Genomic DNA, 15,106 nt, shown 5'->3' with positions numbered 1-15,106 from the left:
CGCGATCTCTACAGCTCGATCATGTCGAAATCGGCCTTGGCCGTGCCGCACATCGGGCAGCACCAGTCGTCCGGGAGGTCGGACCAGCGGGTTCCGGGCGCCAGGCCCTCGGCCGGATCGCCAGCTTGCTCGTCGTAGATGTAGCCGCAGGTGCGGCACTGCCAGGTCTTGTAGGAGGCGTCGCTCATGACTGTCCTTTGGGGCCGTTGGGAGGGCCGTTGGGGCGTCCTTCAGTCCCGAAGCTGAGGCGCAGGGTGGAAAGGCTGGTTTCGCGGATCGGGTCGACGTCGGTCTCGGGATCGACGAGCACCTGCATGGAGAGCCCCAGCAGCAGGGAGCCGATCATCAGGGCGGCGGCGTCGGCGTCGATCTCGCGCCGGATGGCCCCCTCGGCCTGGCCCTTCTGCACCAGGCCCTCGAGCCGGCGCTCGACGCGCGCGTGCTCGGCGGCGAAAGAGGCGCGCAGCTCGGTGGCGTCGGCCACCTGGGCCGACAGCAGCATGAAATAGGCGCGGGTCTCGCTCTGCTGCCCAAGGCCACGCAGGTAGAGGTCCACATAGGCCAGCACCGCCTCGAGGCCGGGCAGCTCGTCGATGCGGTATTCGGCGAGCGCCTGCTCCTGGCGCTCGTGCAGGTGCTGGATGACCGCCTCGATCAGCCCCTGCTTGGAGCCGAAGCGCTGGGTGGCGAGGCCCCGGCTGTAGCCGGCCCGACGTCCCACCGTCTCGAAGGTGGCGGCGCTGACGCCTTCGTCGGCCACCACCTCGATCGCCGCCTCCAGGAGGCTGCGGCCGGATTCGTCGCGGCGCTCGGCCTGGGTGCGGCGTCCGACGGAATGGGGGCTGATTTGCGTCACGGCTCCCCTGGTAACTTATTTGTTGGCTGACAAGCAAGTTAATGATAGCGACGTTCTGCCGGTCCGAACGCGGACCCAAGAAGATCAAGGAAACCCGAGGATGATGATCCCCAAGGACCTGGCCGACACCATCGTCGACCCGCGCGCCTACCAAGAGCGCAGCCGCAGCGACGAGGCCTTCAAGCGCCTGCGCGCCGAGGCGCCGCTGGCCGTCGCCCAGCCGGAGGGCTTCGATCCCTTCTGGGTCGTCACCCGCTTCGACGACATCCAGGCCGTCGAGAAGCAGAACGAGCTGTTCCACAACGGCGACCGCTCCACCGTCGTCACCACCATCGAGGCGGACCAGAAGGTCCGCGCCATGATGGGCGGCAGCCCGCACCTCGTCCGCTCGCTGGTCCAGATGGACAACCCCGACCACTTCGCCTACCGGCGCCTGACCCAGGCCTGGTTCCTGCCGCAGAACATCCGCGACCTCGAGGGCCGGATCCGCGAGATCGCCCGCGGCTTCGTCGATCGCATGGCCGCGCACGGCGAGCGCTGCGACTTCGCCCGCGACGTCTCCTTCCTCTACCCGCTGCACGTGATCATGGAGATCCTCGGCGTGCCGGAGGCGGACGAGCCGCGGATGCTGAAGCTCACCCAGGAGCTGTTCGGCAGCGCCGACCCCGAGGTGAACCGCTCCGGCTCGGCGAGCCTGGACGTCGACCAGGGCCTGGCCCAGCTGCAGGCCACGGTCATGGACTTCATGACCTACTTCAACGCCATGACCGAGGACCGCCGGAAGAACCCGCGCAAGGACCTCGCCAGCGTCATCGCCAACGGCGCCATCGAGGGCCAGCCGCTCGGCCACCTGGAGGCGATGAGCTACTACATCATCGCCGCCACGGCCGGCCACGACACCACCTCCAACACCACCGCCGGCGCGCTCTGGGCTCTTTGCGAGCACCAGGACCAGTTCCGGAAGCTGAAGGAGAACCCGGGCCTGATCCCCGGCCACGTGGAGGAATCCATCCGCTGGGAAACGCCGGTGAAGCACTTCATGCGCACCGCCACCGACGACGCCGAGCTGGCCGGCCAGAAGATCGCCAAGGGCGACTGGCTGATGCTCTGCTACCCGTCGGGCAACCGCGACGAGGCGCACTTCACCGACCCGTACCGCTACGACATCGAGCGCACGCCCAACAAGCACGTGGCCTTCGGCTACGGCGCCCACGTGTGCCTGGGCCAGCACCTGGCGCGCATGGAGATGCGGATCCTGTGGGAAGAGCTGCTGCCGCGCCTGGAGAGCATCGAGCTCGACGGCACGCCGACGCGCACCGCCGCCAACTTCGTCTGCGGACCGAAGTCGGTGCCGGTCCGCTTCAAGATGCACTGAGAACGATCGAACGGCCGAGCGTCGCATCAAGACGACGCCGGCCGCCCCTGGCTCCGGGCTGGGCGTGGGGGCCGGGAGGGGCGATGAGGAAGGAAACACCATGACGTCTCCGGCGATCGCCGCGAGCGCCGACCAGATCGACGCCGCCTGGATGACGGCCGCCCTCAGGGCGTCCGGCGCGCTCTCCCAGGAGGGCCGCGTGACAGGCTTCGACAGCAAGCCGGTGGGCAACGGCCTGGTGGGCGACAGCTTTCGCTTCACCCTCGCCTATGAGGGCGCGGGCCCCGAGGCCCCGCAGAGCGTGGTCGGCAAGTTCGCCGCCGCCGACGCCGCCAGCCGCGCCTCGGGCGCCGGCCTTGGCCTCTATGTGCGCGAGGTCTCCTTCTATCGCGAGCTCGCCCACACCGTCGGCATCATCACGCCGCGCACCTTCTTCGCCGACATCGATCCGGCGACCTCCGATTTCACTCTGATCTTCGAGGATCTGGGGCCGGCGCGGCCGGGCGACCAGCTCGCCGGCTGCTCGCCCGAGGACGCCCAGACCGCCGTCCTCGAGGCCGCCGCCCTGCACGCCCCGTGGTGGGGGAACCCGACGCTCGAGGCCATGCCGTGGATGCGGCTCTCCGAGGCGACCGCGCCGCAGATCCAGGCCGCCCTGCCCATGGTCGTGGCCGCCTTCAAGGACCGCTACGCCGGCCAGCTGGAGCCGGAGCTCATGGGCCTGGTCGACCGCCTGCCGGCCGCCGTGGTGGCGATGAACGCCGCGCGCGACGCCTTCCCGCTCACCGTCCAGCACGGCGACTTCCGCCTCGACAACATCCTCTTCGAGGTCCAGGGCGGCGCCCGGCGCATGGGCACGCTCGACTGGCAGACCGTGGCGCTCGGCCCCGGCGTCACCGACGTCGCCTACTTCTTGAGCGCCGGCCTCGACCCGGAGATCCGCCGCGTCCACGAGCGCGACCTCGTCGGGCTCTACCACGCCGAGCTGCAGCGCCTGGGCGTGACCGGCTACGACCGCGAACAGTGCTGGGCCGACTACCAAAAACTCGCGCTCCACGGCGTGCTGATGGGCGTCTTCTCGGCCATGGCCGTGGAGCGCACCGAGCGCGGCGACGCCCTGTTCCTCAAAATGACCCGCGGCGGCTGCCTCCAGGCCCTGGATCACCAGACCTTCGATCTCTGGGAGGCATGAGGGCGACCGCCGGTCTGCCGATCACGCGTTGCCATCTGCGTACGGCGCGCCTATCGCACCGGTTGTGCACTCCCCCTCGGTCCGCCGCCGCCTCCCGCGACTCAGCCGCGCGAGCCTGATCCGCAGTCGCCTGCACGCGCGGCGCGCACGGCGCACGGCCATCATCATCGCCGTCTCGGTGCTGGGCGGCCTGGCGGGTGCGGGATTCGCCCGGCTCAGCGACGGGGCGATGAAGGCCCACGCCGCCCTCTACGCGGCCGCCAAGTGGCCGACGCTGCTGCTCCTGCCGCTGGGTTTCGCCCTCGCGGCCTGGGTGACGCGCCGCTATGCGCCGGAATCGGCCGGCAGCGGCATCCCCCAGGTGATCGCCGCCGCCGAGGCGCGTTGGCACGGGCGCTGGGGCGGACAGCGGGTGACCCTGCGAACCGCCGCCTGGAAGGTCGTCCTCGCCGCCTGGCTCTATGTCTGCGGCGCCTCCATCGGCCGCGAGGGTCCGAGCGTCCAGGTGGTCGCCGGCATCGTGCGCTCGCTGACCCGCGGCCTGAAGGGCGGGCCGGGGCGGCGGGCCCTGATCCTGGCGGGCGGCGCGGCCGGCGTGGCTGCGGCGTTCAACACACCGATCGCCGGCGTGGTCTTCGCCGTCGAGGAACTCGCCAAGGGGTTCGAGAAGCGGACCCACACCACCGTCATCCTCGTGGTCGTGGTCGCCGGCTTCACCTCATATGCGGTGCAGGGCGACTACGCCTACTTCGGCCTGGGCTCGGGCGAGGTGACCCTCACCGCATCATGGCTCCTGGCGCCGCTGATCGGCGTGGTTGGCGGCCTCGCTGGCGGCCTCTTCGCCCGTGGCGTGGCCTTCTTCACCGGACCCGACCCGAACCCGGTGACCCGCTGGCGCCAGGCGCATCCGGTGGTCTTCGCCGGTCTCTGCGGGCTGGTGGCCGCGGTCGTCGCCGTGGCCTCCGGCGGGCTCACCTTCGGCGCCGGCTACGACGAGGCCAAGTCGCTGCTGCAGGACCACCCGGGCCGCGGCTTCGCCTTCGCCGTCTGGAAGTTCCTGGCCAACCTGGCGGCGGCGGTGTGCGGCGCGCCGGGCGGGATCTTTTCGCCCTCGCTCGCCACCGGCGCGGGGATCGGCGCGGCCTTCGCGCGGGCGGGCTTCGCCATCGCCGGGCGCGACGCGGTGGTGCTCGGCATGTCCGCCTATCTCTCCGGCGTCGTCCAGGCGCCCCTGACCAGCGCGGTGATCCTCATGGAGATGACCCGCGAACCGGGCCTCGTCGGCCCCCTGATGCTGGCCGCCCTGACGGCCCGCTGGGCGTCCGGCTGGATCATGCCCGAGCCGCTCTACCACCTGCTGTCGCGCAGCTGGCGGCCTAAGCCGCAGGGGTGAGGCGTCAGGGCAGGATGGCGGAGAGGGAGGGATTCGAACCCTCGATACCCTTGCGAGTATGCCGCATTTCGAGTGCGGTGCTTTCAACCACTCAGCCACCTCTCCGTACCGGGTGCGAGGCCGTCTGTTGAGGAGGCCTGCCGAGTGAGCGGCGGAACCTAATCAAGAGCCTCCGCCGCTGCAAGCGGGAAGCTTAGCGCGGCCACGGATCGGCAAGGCCGATCCGATCAGCGCGGATAGAGGATCATCTGGGTGCAACGGAACAGGGCCATGGTCTTGCCCGTCGTCTCGTTGATCGCCTCGGCGTCCCAGACCTGGGTCATGCGCCCGCCGTGGACCAGGCGCGCCTGGCAGGCGACCACCTCGCCTTCCTTGGCGGTGCCGAGATAGTTGGCCTTGAGCTCGATGGTGGTGAAGCCGCTGGCGCCCTCGGGCGCGGAGGCCATGCAGGCGTAGCCGCAGGCGCTATCGACGAGCGCGATCACCGAGGCGGCGTGCAGGAAGCCGTTGGGCGCCATGTGGCGCTTCGTGGCCCTGAAGCGACCCTCGGCCCGGCCGTTCTCGACCACCGACCATTCCAGCCCGAGCTCGCCCGGCAGCATGCCCTCCTGGCGCGCGGCGAACACCTCGGCGACATTGCCTTCCATCATCTGCGGATATCCCCTCGAAGAGCCCTTCTGACCTGAGGTGGGAAGGCGCCGCCGGGTAAGGCAAGGACCGGATCAGACCCGGGCTCAGAACCGGGCCGTCACCGCCAGACGGGCGGACCGCGGCTCCAGCGGGTGGATGTGGCGGTCCTCGACGCCCTGCGCCGGCTCGCCCGGCAGGCGGTCGACATAGACGTAGTCGGCGGCGTTCTGCCGGGAATCGAAGAGGTTGAAGACGTCGAGCTGCACGCGAAGGGTTGGCGTCAGCTTGTAGCCGAGGTCGAGGTTCACTTCCCGATAGCCGTCCGAGCGGTGCAAGTCGTCGGAGGAGAGGGCGTGGGCGCCGAGGTCGCGCAGTTCCACCGCGCCGAACCAGGGCCCGAGGTTATCCACGAGCACGCCGGCCGAGCCGACGAAGGCTGGCGCATCCTCGATGTGGTCGCCGGCCGGGTCCGGGTCGGTGTAGCGGGCGCGGCTGAAGGCGAGATTGGCGGAAAGCTCGATCCATGGCCGCGGGCGGTACTGGGCCGTGATCTCCACCCCGCGCCGGCGCCCGGGACGGCCCGCCTCGGTCTGGCCCACGTCGGCGTTGTAGGTCAGCTCCGAGGCGAACTCGGCCTGGAACAGAGTGACCGCCGCCTGCAGGTGCGGGACGGCGCTGGTCCGCAGGCCGACCTCGTAGCCCTTGGACTTCACTAGGAACGGCGGACGAGCGACGACGCCGACGTCGCTCAGCGTCCCCGCCCGCACGTCGTTGGAATGAAAGCCACGGCCGGCCGACAGATAGAGCTCGGTGCGCATCCAGGGGCCGAGGATCAGGCTGCCCTTGGGCTGCAGGAGGCCGGCCTGCTGGTCGCCCGAGATCCCGCCCACCAGGTTGGTGTCGCTGGCCGCGAAGTGGTCGGCGCGTAGGCCGCCGACCGCGCGGGCGTGATGGCCGAAATGGACCGTCGCCTCGCCGTAGGCGGAGAGGTTCCACTCCGCCACGCGGTCGGCCAGCAAGGTCGTCAGCGACGCCCGGGCGCGGGTGTGGCGGGCGTCCACATAGAGCCGGTCGTAGCGCCCCTGGAGGCCGACGATGGCGTCCGTCGGCAGGCCGAGGAGCGTGGTCCGGACGGCATAGCTGAGCGCGCCGCCGGCCGTCGTGCGGCGGTCGTTCTGGCCGTGCTGGTCGCCGTTCGCCGAATCGTCGAGGAAATGGGTGAAGTCGTTGAACAGGGTGAGCTGGCTGCGGATCGCGTAGGCGTTCGCCTCGATCCGGCCGCCGCCGAAGGCCAGCCCGAGATCGCGGGCGTATTCGGCGGAGAGGGAGAAGCGCTCCGAGCCGCCGCCGTCGGATGGATCGAGCGTGCCGAAGCGGCTGATCAGGCCCTGCCGCATGGCCCGCTCCGGCTGGTCGGTCGTGGCGTTCCACAGGCCGCGGTAATAGAGGGCGGTCAGCGACAGGCCGGCTTCGCCCACGTAGCGCAGCATGAGGTTGGTCTTGCGCAGGTTGTCCGGATGGTCCCACGGGCCGTCGAGATGCACCGCCTCGCCAGCCAGGATGAGCCGGTCGCCGCCGCGGAGTTCCAGCGTCGTGCCGGCGAACAGCCGCTGGTCGCCCACCGTGCCGGCGCTGGCGCTCACCTGGCCCGGCAGCTCGGCCACGAGGCCAAGGTGGTTGGCGCCCACCGAGGAGAAGTCGCCCTCGGTGGCATAGTAGGGCCCCTTGGTGAAGCGCACGCCGGCGGCGGCCTCGGGGATCAGGAAGTTGAGGTCGGTGTATCCCTGGCCATGGGCATGGGTGCGGGCGTTGACCGGCATGCCGCCGACGAAGGTGGCGAGGTCGGTGCCGTGGTCGAGATTGAAGCCGCGCAGCAGGTACTGGTTGGCCTTGCCCTCGCCGGAATGGACGGTGACGACGAGGCCCGGCACGGTCTCCAGGAGCTGGCCGACGCGATAGACGGGCCGCAGCTCCAGCTCCTGCTTGGTGATGACGCCCTCGGAGGCCGTGGCGGCCTTGCCGAGGACGTCCTGCGTCGAGGCGGTGACCACCACCTCGGACAGGGTCCTGCCGCCGCCACTTTCCGCAGCGTAAGCCTGGGCGCACGTCGAGGCGGCCGCGAGCCCCGCGGCGGCCGCCCACCCGAATGTCCACATGATGCTGTTTGCTGGACGCTACTTGCCGGCCGCCTTGGCGGCGACCTTGGCCTGGATGTCGGCCGGCAGCGGCGGCAGGGGATCGCCCTTGGCCGGGCCGTTGGCCTTCAGCTCCGGCTGGATCACGTACTGCTCGTGGCAGGCGGTGCACTCCTCGTAGAGCGCCGCGCCGGCCTTGAAGACCGCTTCCTTGTCGTGCTTCTCGGCGGCGGCCTTGGCGGCCACCGCGCGCTCGATGAGCACCTGGCTGTGGCGGTACCAGTCGGCTTCCGGCGCGCGGGCGCGGCCCGGCAACTGCATGGCGTTGCCCGCCTCGATGAGCGTGGCCGCCGCGTTCTCGAGCTTCGTCCAGCCTTCCTCGGTGGTCGGCGACAGGTCCTTCTCGCCCTTGGCGGTGACCTCCGTGCCGGAGCCCTCCCAGTACTGGAAGGAGGCGGGGTCGACCACGTGGCCCATGAACTCGTCCATCGGCAGGCTGGTGTTGAACTTGGCGGCGCCGGCCTCGGCCTTGGCCGCGGGCTTCGGTTGCGAGCAGGCGGCCATCAGGACAGCGGCGCTCAAGCAGGCGAGCATGGTTGTGGCGGTGCGCTTCAAGTTCTGTTCCCCCCGGATCCTCGTTTTGACTCGCCGGTCTGCGAGCGGCGGCGACCCAGCCTTACTTTGCCAAGCCGGCGTCCGTCCGCTTAATTACGGTGTCAGGCGCCGTTACAGCGACGTTACAGACACAAAGAACGGGCGGGGGGAGCGGCGTGGCCGCCGAGGACATCGCAGAACTCGCGGGGCGCCTGCGGGCGCGGCAGGCGCTCGGCCGGTCCGAGGTGCTGAACCGGCTATTCGACTTCCTGGCCGGGGCGTCCACGGAAGGCCGCAAGCCCAAGGAGCTGGAGGTGGCGGCCGCCGTGTTCGGCCGCGACGCGGGCTTCGACGGGGCGCAGGACGCCTCGGTGCGGGTCGCCGTCCACCGCCTGCGCCGCAAGCTGGAGGAATTCTATGCCGGGCCCGGCCGTGAGGACGAGGTGCGCCTCGTGGTGCCGCGCGGCGAGTACCGGCTGGAGACCGTGGCGGCCGCCGTCGCCGAGGCCGTCGCGCCGCCGCCGGCGCCGACCCGCAGGCCCTGGCGCATCGCGGCGGCTGTGCTGGTCGCGCTCAACCTCGCCGCCTGGGCCGGTTGGTGGGCGGCGCACCGCGACGGCTACGAGGGCCTGCGCCGCACCGCGCCGTGGGCTCAGCTCCTAGATCGCGACCGGCCGCTGCTGGTGGTGGTCGGCGACTACTACATCTTCGGCGACCTCGACGAGGCGACCGGGGCCGGGCGTCTGGTGCGCGAATACGGCGTCAACTCCGCCGCCGACCTCGACACCTGGCTGATGGACCATCCGGACCTCGTGGGTCGTTACCGCGACCTCGACCTCTCCTACCTGCCGGTCGGCGCGGCCCAGGCGCTGCGCGAGCTGATGCCCGTGCTGGCGCCGCGCACCGGCCGCCACGACGAGGTGCGGGTGATCACCGCCTCGGACCTCACGCCCGAGATGCTGAAGCGCGACGACGTGCTCTACGTCGGCTATCTGAGCGGGCTGAAGCTGCTGCGCGATCCGGTGTTCGCCGGCTCCCGCTTCCGGGTCGGCGAGACCTACGACGAGCTCGTCGACCTGAAGACCGGCCGCCGCTACGAGAGCCAGGAGGGGGGCCCCGTCGAGGGCCAATCGAGCCAGCGCGACCTCGGCTACTTCGCGGCCTTCCGCGGGCCTGGCGGCAACCGCATCGTCATCGTCGCCGGCGCCCGCGACACCGGCCTGATGCAGACCGCCGAGGCGGTGACCTCGAAGGGGACGCTGAAGGCCCTGCTGAAGTCGGCCGACGGCGCCGACGCCTTCGAGGGGCTCTACGAGGTGCAGGGCCTGAAGCGCGCCAACCTCGGCGGACGGCTGCTGGTGGCGAGCCCGCTGGACGCCCCGCGCATCTGGGCGCCGCCGAAGACGCCCCTGCCCTTCCCGGCCGGTTAGGCGATCGCCACACCTTTGTATTCGTCGCGCAGCTCGCGCTTGAGGATCTTGCCGATGTGGCTGCGCGGCAGGGTCGGCACCAGCTTGAGGTCGGCCAGACGCTGGGTCTTGCCGACCCGCTCGTTGAGCCAGGCCTTGAGCTCCTCGGCGCTGATCTTGGCGCCGGGCTTCAGCGCCACGAAGGCCACCGGCGTCTCGCCCCATTTCTCCGACGGCACGCCGACGACGGCGCTCTCGACGACATCCGGATGCTTGGCGAGCTCGGCCTCGAGGTCGCTCGGATAGATGTTGAATCCCCCCGAGATGACCATGTCCTTCTTGCGGTCCATGAGCGTCAGGAAGCCGTCCTCGTCGAAGCGGCCGACATCGCCGGTGCGGATGTAGCGCAGGCCCTCGGGCGACCACCACTCGGCCTCGGAGGTCTTGCCCGGCTGGTTGTGGTAGCCGACCATCATCGCGCCCGAGCGGCCGACCACCTCGCCGATCTCGCCTTGCGCCACTTCCTTGCCGTCCTCGTCGATCAGCCGGATGTCGTGGCCCGGCAGCGGCCGGCCCACCGTGTGCAGCTTGTCCGGGAATTCGTGGCACTGCAGGCCGCAGGAGCCGCCGCCCTCGGTCATGCCGTAGTACTCCACGAGCCCGCCCGGCCAGCGGTCGAGCACCTGGCGCTTGAGGGCCGCGGAGAACGGCGCGGAAGTGGAGAACTTCATCCGGTAGGACGACAGGTCGAAGCTGTCGAACTCGGGGTGGTCCATCAGCCGGCGGTACTGCACCGGCACCAGCATGGCGTGGGTGGCGCGGTGCTTCTGCGACAGGGTCAGGAACTGGTGGACGTCGAACTTCGGCATCAGCACCGCGGTGCCGCCGTTGGAGATCGTCGGCAGGAACGAGACCAGCGTGGTGTTCGAATAGAGCGGCGTCGAGATCATCGTCACGGAGTCGCCGGGATAGACGCCGCGGCGGATCTGGCCCCAGCGCATGCGGTGGGGCTGGACGATGCCCTTGGGCGCGCCGGTGGTGCCCGAGGAGTAGATGATGTTGAAGCCCTGGTCGGGGTCGACCTCGTGCAGCTGCGGCTTCGCGCCGACCGGCGCCAGCCAGTCCTCGAACGGCTGGCCGGCGGCCGAGCCGTCGAGCGAGACGCGCTTGGCCTTCACCTGATCCATCACCCCGGCCATGTGCTCGGCGAGCTGAGCGTCGAGGAAGAAGACCTTCGCGCCGCTGTCGTTGAGCTGGACGATCAGGCTCTCGGGCGTCGAGGAGGGGGCGAGCGGGGCCACCGTGGCCGAGGCGCGCAGGATGCCGAAGAAGGCCGCGCCATACTCGACCGAGCTGCTGGCGCAGATCGCGGCGACATCGGCCTTGCCCACGCCGTCGCGCTGCAGGGCCGTGGCGATGCGGTCCATCAGGGCGTCGAGCTCGGCGTAGGAGATCACCCGCCTGGCGTCGACCAGGGCCGGCTTGTCCTTCAGCTCCTTGGCCTGCTCGCGGATCACCGCCTCGATGGTCCCGAAATCTTGGGCGAGCAGCTCCTCGGCGGACATGGCCGATCCTCCTTCAAACAAATGTTTTGAGTATGCGGAAGCCTCTTAGCCCAAGGGCGCCCCAGCGTCAGCCCCCAAAGCCCGGCGGCGGCTTTGCGGCATGAGAAGCCTTGCTATCGCCGCCTTCGCCGGAGGAAAGTGAGGCACCGCCAGCCATAAGGCGGATCGCCATTTTTCAAGGCGCGGCCAGGAAATCGCTGGCCCGCCAGCCCGGGACGAAACGACCAGATGTCGGACGAATTCATCTCTTTCGGCGCCAAGCTCAAGCAGCACGCCCATTTCCAGCCCAACGCCCCCGCCGTGACCTGCGGGAGCACGACGCGGACCTACGCCGAGCTGCACGCCCGGACCAATCGCATCGCCCGCGCCCTCGCCTCGCTCGGCGTGAAGCAGGGCAACCTGGTGACCGTCGGCCTGCCCAACAGCGTCGGCTTCGTGGAAGCCTGCTACGGCATCTGGAAGCTCGGCGCGACGCCGCAGCCGATCTCCTTCCGTCTGCCAAAGGGCGAGCTCGAGGCGATCATGGACCTGGCGCAGACGCCGGTGGTGATCGGCGAGTTCAAGCACCAGATCGACCGGCCGCTGCTCACCGCCGAGGCGCTCGCCGCCATGAGCGACGACGAGAGCGATCTGCCGGATGCGATCCCGCCGATCTCGAAGGCGCCGACGTCCGGCGGATCCACGGGCCGGCCTAAGCTGATCCTGTCAGGCCAACCGGGCGTCTCGCCGAAGGAGACGCCGGAGCAGGGCGGCTTCCAGTTGAAGCCCGACTCCATCGCCCTGATCCCGGCGCCGCTCTACCACAACGCCCCCTTCGGCATGATGATGAGCACCACCCAGTTGGGCGGCCACCTGGTGCTGATGCCGCGCTTCGACCCGGAGGCGACCATCGCCGAAGTCGAGCGGACCAAGGCCAACTGGCTCTACCTCGTGCCGACCATGATGAACCGCATCTGGCACCTGCCGGACGAGACCAAGGCCAAGTACGACCTCTCCAGCCTGAAGACCCTCTGGCACATGGCCGCGCCGTGCCCGGCCTGGCTGAAGGAGGCCTGGATCCACTGGGTCGGGCCCGAGGTGGTGATGGAGCTCTACGCCGGCACCGAGGCCCAGGCGATCACCATCATCTCCGGTTCCGAATGGCTGACCCACAAGGGCTCGGTCGGCCGCGTCACCTTTGGCGAGATGAAGGTCTGCGACGACGAGGGCCGCGAACTGCCGGCCGGCCAGACCGGCGAGATCTACATGCGCCGCGCCCCCGGCACGCCGCCGACCTACAAGTACCTGGGCGCCACGGCCAAGACCCTGCCGGACGGCTGGGAGAGCCTCGGCGACCTCGGCTGGTTCGACGAGGACGGCTACCTCTACCTCGCCGACCGCCGCACCGACATGATCCTGGTCGGCGGCTCCAACGTCTATCCGGCGGAGATCGAGGCGGCCCTGCAGGAGCATCCGCAGGTGGAGTCCTGCGCGGTCATCGGCCTGCCGGACGAGGACCTCGGCAACCGCATCCACGCGATCGTCAACGCCAAGGGCAAGGTCGACGAGGCCGCGCTCCGAGCCCACGTCAACGAGCGGCTGGTCACCTACAAGCAGCCGCGCAGCTACGAGTTCGTCGACGAGCCGGTGCGCGACGACGCCGGCAAGGTGCGCCGCACGGCGCTCCGCGACGAGCGCATCGCCAGGCTGAAGCAGCCGGCCTGACCGACTGACCTTGGGTGCGGGGATGACAGCACGGCGCGCGCCGCGCTAAGCCGCGCGCCTATTCTTTCGACCGATACTTCCGGGGAGATTATGAGCATCAAGGGCAAGGCCTACATCATGGGCGCGTTCGAGCATCCGACGCGCGACGCGCCGGACAAGACGACCGCCCAGCTCCACGCCGAATGCGCCAAGGGCGCGCTCGAGGACGCGGGGCTCACCAAGGACGACGTGGACGGCTACTTCTGCGCCGGTGACGCGCCGGGTTTCGGGGCGCTCTCCATGCTCGACTACATGGGGTTGAAGAACGTCCGCCACCTCGACTCCACCGAGACCGGCGGCTCGTCCTACATCGTCCACGTCGGCCACGCGGCCCAGGCCATCGCGGCCGGCAAGTGCAACGTCGCCCTGATCACCCTGGCCGGGCGTCCCCGCCAGACCGGCAACCGGCCCGCCTCGCGCGCCGGCGGTGGCGGCGGCGCGCCCCAGGGCCTCTCCGACGGGCCTCCGGAGGCCGGTTTCGAGAACATCTACGGCGGCACCACCCACAACACCTACGGCATGTGCGCCATGCGCCACATGTACGAATACGGCACCACCTCGGAGCAGCTCGCCTGGATCAAGGTGGCGGCCAGCCACCACGCCCAGTGGAACGAGCACGCCTATCTGAAGAACGTGGTCACCGTCGAAGAGGTAGTGAACTCTCGCATGATCTCCGACCCGCTGCACCTGCTGGACTGCTGCGTGGTCACCGACGGCGGCGGCGCCCTGATCGTCACCAGCCCCGAGATCGCCAGGAGCCTGAAGCGGCCGAAGGTGAAGGTGATCGGCGCCGGCGAGGCGCCCAAGGGCCCGCTCGGCGGCCAGCACCTCGACCTCACCCACTCCGGCGCGGTGTGGTCCGGCCCGCGGGCGTTCGAGGAAGCTGGCGTCAAGCCGGCCGACATCAAGTACGCCTCGATCTACGACAGCTTCACCATCACGGTGCTGATGCAGCTCGAGGACCTCGGCTTCTGCGAGAAGGGTCAGGGCGGCAAATTCGTAGCCGACGGCAACCTCATCTCCGGCGTCGGCAAGCTGCCGTTCAACACTGACGGCGGCGGGCTCTGCAACAACCACCCGACCAACCGCGGCGGCATCACCAAGGTGATCGAGGCGGTCCGCCAGCTGCGCGGCGAAGCTCATCCGAAGGTGCAGGTGCAGAACTGCGACCTCGCCATAGCCCACGGCACCGGCGGCTCGCTCGGCGTGCGCCATGGCTCCGGCACCGTCATCCTCGAGCGGGAGGCCTAAGCGCCATGTCCGAGACCCAAGAAAAGCCCGCCCTGATGACCCGGCCGATCCCGGCCCCGGCCGTCACCGTCGAGTCCAAGCCCTTCTGGGACGCAGCCGCCGAAGGCCGCTTCCTGATCAAGCGCTGCAACGCCTGCGGCAAGGCCCACTGGTACCCGCGCACGATCTGTCCGCTCTGCGGCTCCGACGACACCGTCTGGCAGGAGAGCCCCGGCGAGGGCGTGATCTACACCTACTCGGTCATGCACCGCTCGCCGACCGGCCCCTACGCCCTGGGTTATGTGACCCTCGACGAAGGCCCGGCGGTGATGACCAACTTCGTCGACGTGGCCCCCGACGGGCTGAAGATCGGCATGCGGGTAAAGGTGAAGTTCCAGCCCACCGAGAACGGCCCGCCCGTGCCGGTGTTCACGCCGGTCTAGCGGCCAGTCGTTCCAGCAGCGGTTGCGCCTCCTGGGGGCGGCGCAGCCGGTGCTTGGAAAGGTGCGCGGCTTCGGGCGCCTCGAACAGGACGGCGTAGGCCGCCCGCCGCTCGTCGTAGGTGTCCCAGGCCCAGCGGATGGGGTGCTCCTTGTCCAGCCAGCGGCGAAACTCCTCGCGGTTGCCGGTGCCGGGCCAGAGCTCGCGCTTGGTGATCGCCCGTGCGAACGAACGCCAGAGCACGCGGCGAACGGTCAGCAGCCGCGGGTAGTCGAGCCAAACGAGGTGCGTGGCACGCGCCAGCACGAGGTCGCGGACCTTCGAATAGTTGCCCTCGCTCACCCAGGCGGGCGCCTCCACGGCCGCCGCCACCCGGCGGCGGAATTCGGGGACGTCGTGGGTGTTGAGGTCGCGCCAGTCCGCCTGCCAGTTGATGGCGTCGAGCTCCACGTGCGGGGCGCCGATCCGCGCCGCCAGGGCGCGCGCGAAGGTCGACTTCCCTGATCCGGAGGTACCGACCACCGCGACCCGCATTCACCCCGC

The 15,106-nt window shown here is 70.1% G+C and carries 14 protein-coding genes and 1 tRNA gene; 7 read left to right on the top strand and 8 right to left on the bottom strand.

What is annotated here, in order from left to right:
• Window positions 1-8 precede the first annotated feature (8 nt).
• On the bottom strand, window positions 9-188 hold the full coding sequence (locus DJ017_RS04460) for a rubredoxin (protein WP_111527581.1): 180 nt from the start codon (window positions 186-188) through the stop codon (window positions 9-11).
• The gene (locus DJ017_RS04455) at window positions 185-856 is read right to left on the bottom strand and encodes a TetR/AcrR family transcriptional regulator (protein ID WP_227000017.1); all 672 of its coding nucleotides are present in this window, start codon (window positions 854-856) and stop codon (window positions 185-187) included. The genes DJ017_RS04460 and DJ017_RS04455 overlap by 4 nt, the downstream gene beginning before the upstream one ends.
• A 100-nt stretch (window positions 857-956) precedes the next feature.
• Here DJ017_RS04455 and DJ017_RS04450 point away from each other — a divergent pair, with 100 nt between their 5' ends.
• From DJ017_RS04450 to DJ017_RS04440, 3 genes are all read left to right on the top strand, one after another.
• Entirely contained in the window at window positions 957-2,231 is a 1,275-nt protein-coding gene (locus tag DJ017_RS04450) for a cytochrome P450 (protein ID WP_111527580.1), read from the top strand.
• A 100-nt stretch (window positions 2,232-2,331) separates the two neighbouring features.
• On the top strand, window positions 2,332-3,423 hold the full coding sequence (locus DJ017_RS04445) for a phosphotransferase (RefSeq protein WP_111527579.1): 1,092 nt from the start codon (window positions 2,332-2,334) through the stop codon (window positions 3,421-3,423).
• A gap of 64 nt (window positions 3,424-3,487) precedes the next feature.
• A complete protein-coding gene (locus tag DJ017_RS04440) occupies window positions 3,488-4,816 on the top strand; it encodes a chloride channel protein (protein WP_227000016.1) in 1,329 nt (442 codons plus the stop codon).
• Window positions 4,817-4,831: 15 nt separating this feature from the next.
• Here the strand turns inward: DJ017_RS04440 and DJ017_RS04435 are convergent.
• From DJ017_RS04435 to DJ017_RS04420, 4 genes are all read right to left on the bottom strand, one after another.
• A tRNA-Ser gene (locus DJ017_RS04435) sits at window positions 4,832-4,921 on the bottom strand.
• 122 nt (window positions 4,922-5,043) lie between these two features.
• Window positions 5,044-5,466 carry a PaaI family thioesterase gene (locus DJ017_RS04430; protein WP_227000015.1) on the bottom strand — a complete coding sequence of 141 codons (423 nt, stop codon included), beginning with the start codon at window positions 5,464-5,466 and terminating at the stop codon, window positions 5,044-5,046.
• A gap of 84 nt (window positions 5,467-5,550) precedes the next feature.
• Complete coding sequence (locus tag DJ017_RS04425) at window positions 5,551-7,602, bottom strand: TonB-dependent receptor (RefSeq protein ID WP_227000014.1); 2,052 nt, start codon at window positions 7,600-7,602, stop codon at window positions 5,551-5,553.
• A gap of 18 nt (window positions 7,603-7,620) precedes the next feature.
• The gene (locus tag DJ017_RS04420; protein WP_133255383.1) at window positions 7,621-8,163 is read right to left on the bottom strand and encodes a hypothetical protein; all 543 of its coding nucleotides are present in this window, start codon (window positions 8,161-8,163) and stop codon (window positions 7,621-7,623) included.
• A gap of 188 nt (window positions 8,164-8,351) precedes the next feature.
• On the opposite strand from DJ017_RS04420, the gene DJ017_RS04415 reads away from it, so the two are divergent.
• Entirely contained in the window at window positions 8,352-9,605 is a 1,254-nt protein-coding gene (locus DJ017_RS04415; RefSeq protein WP_111527577.1) for a hypothetical protein, read from the top strand.
• Here the strand turns inward: DJ017_RS04415 and DJ017_RS04410 are convergent.
• Window positions 9,602-11,149 (bottom strand): class I adenylate-forming enzyme family protein, encoded by a 1,548-nt coding sequence (locus DJ017_RS04410; RefSeq protein WP_111527576.1) that lies wholly within the window; start codon window positions 11,147-11,149, stop codon window positions 9,602-9,604. The genes DJ017_RS04415 and DJ017_RS04410 overlap by 4 nt on opposite strands.
• A gap of 228 nt (window positions 11,150-11,377) precedes the next feature.
• On the opposite strand from DJ017_RS04410, the gene DJ017_RS04405 reads away from it, so the two are divergent.
• From DJ017_RS04405 to DJ017_RS04395, 3 genes are all read left to right on the top strand, one after another.
• Entirely contained in the window at window positions 11,378-12,853 is a 1,476-nt protein-coding gene (locus tag DJ017_RS04405; RefSeq protein WP_111527575.1) for an AMP-binding protein, read from the top strand.
• Window positions 12,854-12,943: 90 nt separating this feature from the next.
• Window positions 12,944-14,143, top strand: a complete 1,200-nt coding sequence (locus DJ017_RS04400; RefSeq protein ID WP_111527574.1) for a thiolase domain-containing protein — start codon at window positions 12,944-12,946, stop codon at window positions 14,141-14,143.
• 5 nt (window positions 14,144-14,148) lie between these two features.
• The gene (locus tag DJ017_RS04395) at window positions 14,149-14,565 is read left to right on the top strand and encodes a Zn-ribbon domain-containing OB-fold protein (protein WP_111527573.1); all 417 of its coding nucleotides are present in this window, start codon (window positions 14,149-14,151) and stop codon (window positions 14,563-14,565) included.
• Here DJ017_RS04395 and DJ017_RS04390 read toward each other — a convergent pair.
• Window positions 14,552-15,097, bottom strand: a complete 546-nt coding sequence (locus tag DJ017_RS04390) for a P-loop NTPase family protein (protein WP_111527572.1) — start codon at window positions 15,095-15,097, stop codon at window positions 14,552-14,554. The genes DJ017_RS04395 and DJ017_RS04390 overlap by 14 nt on opposite strands.
• Window positions 15,098-15,106 lie beyond the last annotated feature (9 nt).

The organism is Phenylobacterium soli (assembly GCF_003254475.1).
Classification (GTDB): Bacteria; Pseudomonadota; Alphaproteobacteria; order Caulobacterales; family Caulobacteraceae; genus Phenylobacterium; species Phenylobacterium soli.
This window is presented reverse-complemented; position numbering and strand designations above follow the sequence as displayed.

Bases quoted from the DNA above. Each gene is read 5' to 3' on its own strand.
- DJ017_RS04460 (WP_111527581.1), bottom strand. From the start codon at position 188: ATGAGCGACGCCTCCTACAAGACCTGGCAGTGCCGCACCTGCGGCTAC.
- DJ017_RS04450 (WP_111527580.1), top strand. From the start codon at position 957: ATGATGATCCCCAAGGACCTGGCCGACACCATCGTCGACCCGCGCGCC.
- DJ017_RS04445 (WP_111527579.1), top strand. From the start codon at position 2,332: ATGACGTCTCCGGCGATCGCCGCGAGCGCCGACCAGATCGACGCCGCC.
- DJ017_RS04430 (WP_227000015.1), bottom strand. From the start codon at position 5,466: ATGATGGAAGGCAATGTCGCCGAGGTGTTCGCCGCGCGCCAGGAGGGC.
- DJ017_RS04425 (WP_227000014.1), bottom strand. From the start codon at position 7,602: ATGTGGACATTCGGGTGGGCGGCCGCCGCGGGGCTCGCGGCCGCCTCG.
- DJ017_RS04410 (WP_111527576.1), bottom strand. From the start codon at position 11,149: ATGTCCGCCGAGGAGCTGCTCGCCCAAGATTTCGGGACCATCGAGGCG.
- DJ017_RS04405 (WP_111527575.1), top strand. From the start codon at position 11,378: ATGTCGGACGAATTCATCTCTTTCGGCGCCAAGCTCAAGCAGCACGCC.
- DJ017_RS04400 (WP_111527574.1), top strand. From the start codon at position 12,944: ATGAGCATCAAGGGCAAGGCCTACATCATGGGCGCGTTCGAGCATCCG.
- DJ017_RS04395 (WP_111527573.1), top strand. From the start codon at position 14,149: ATGTCCGAGACCCAAGAAAAGCCCGCCCTGATGACCCGGCCGATCCCG.
- DJ017_RS04390 (WP_111527572.1), bottom strand. From the start codon at position 15,097: ATGCGGGTCGCGGTGGTCGGTACCTCCGGATCAGGGAAGTCGACCTTC.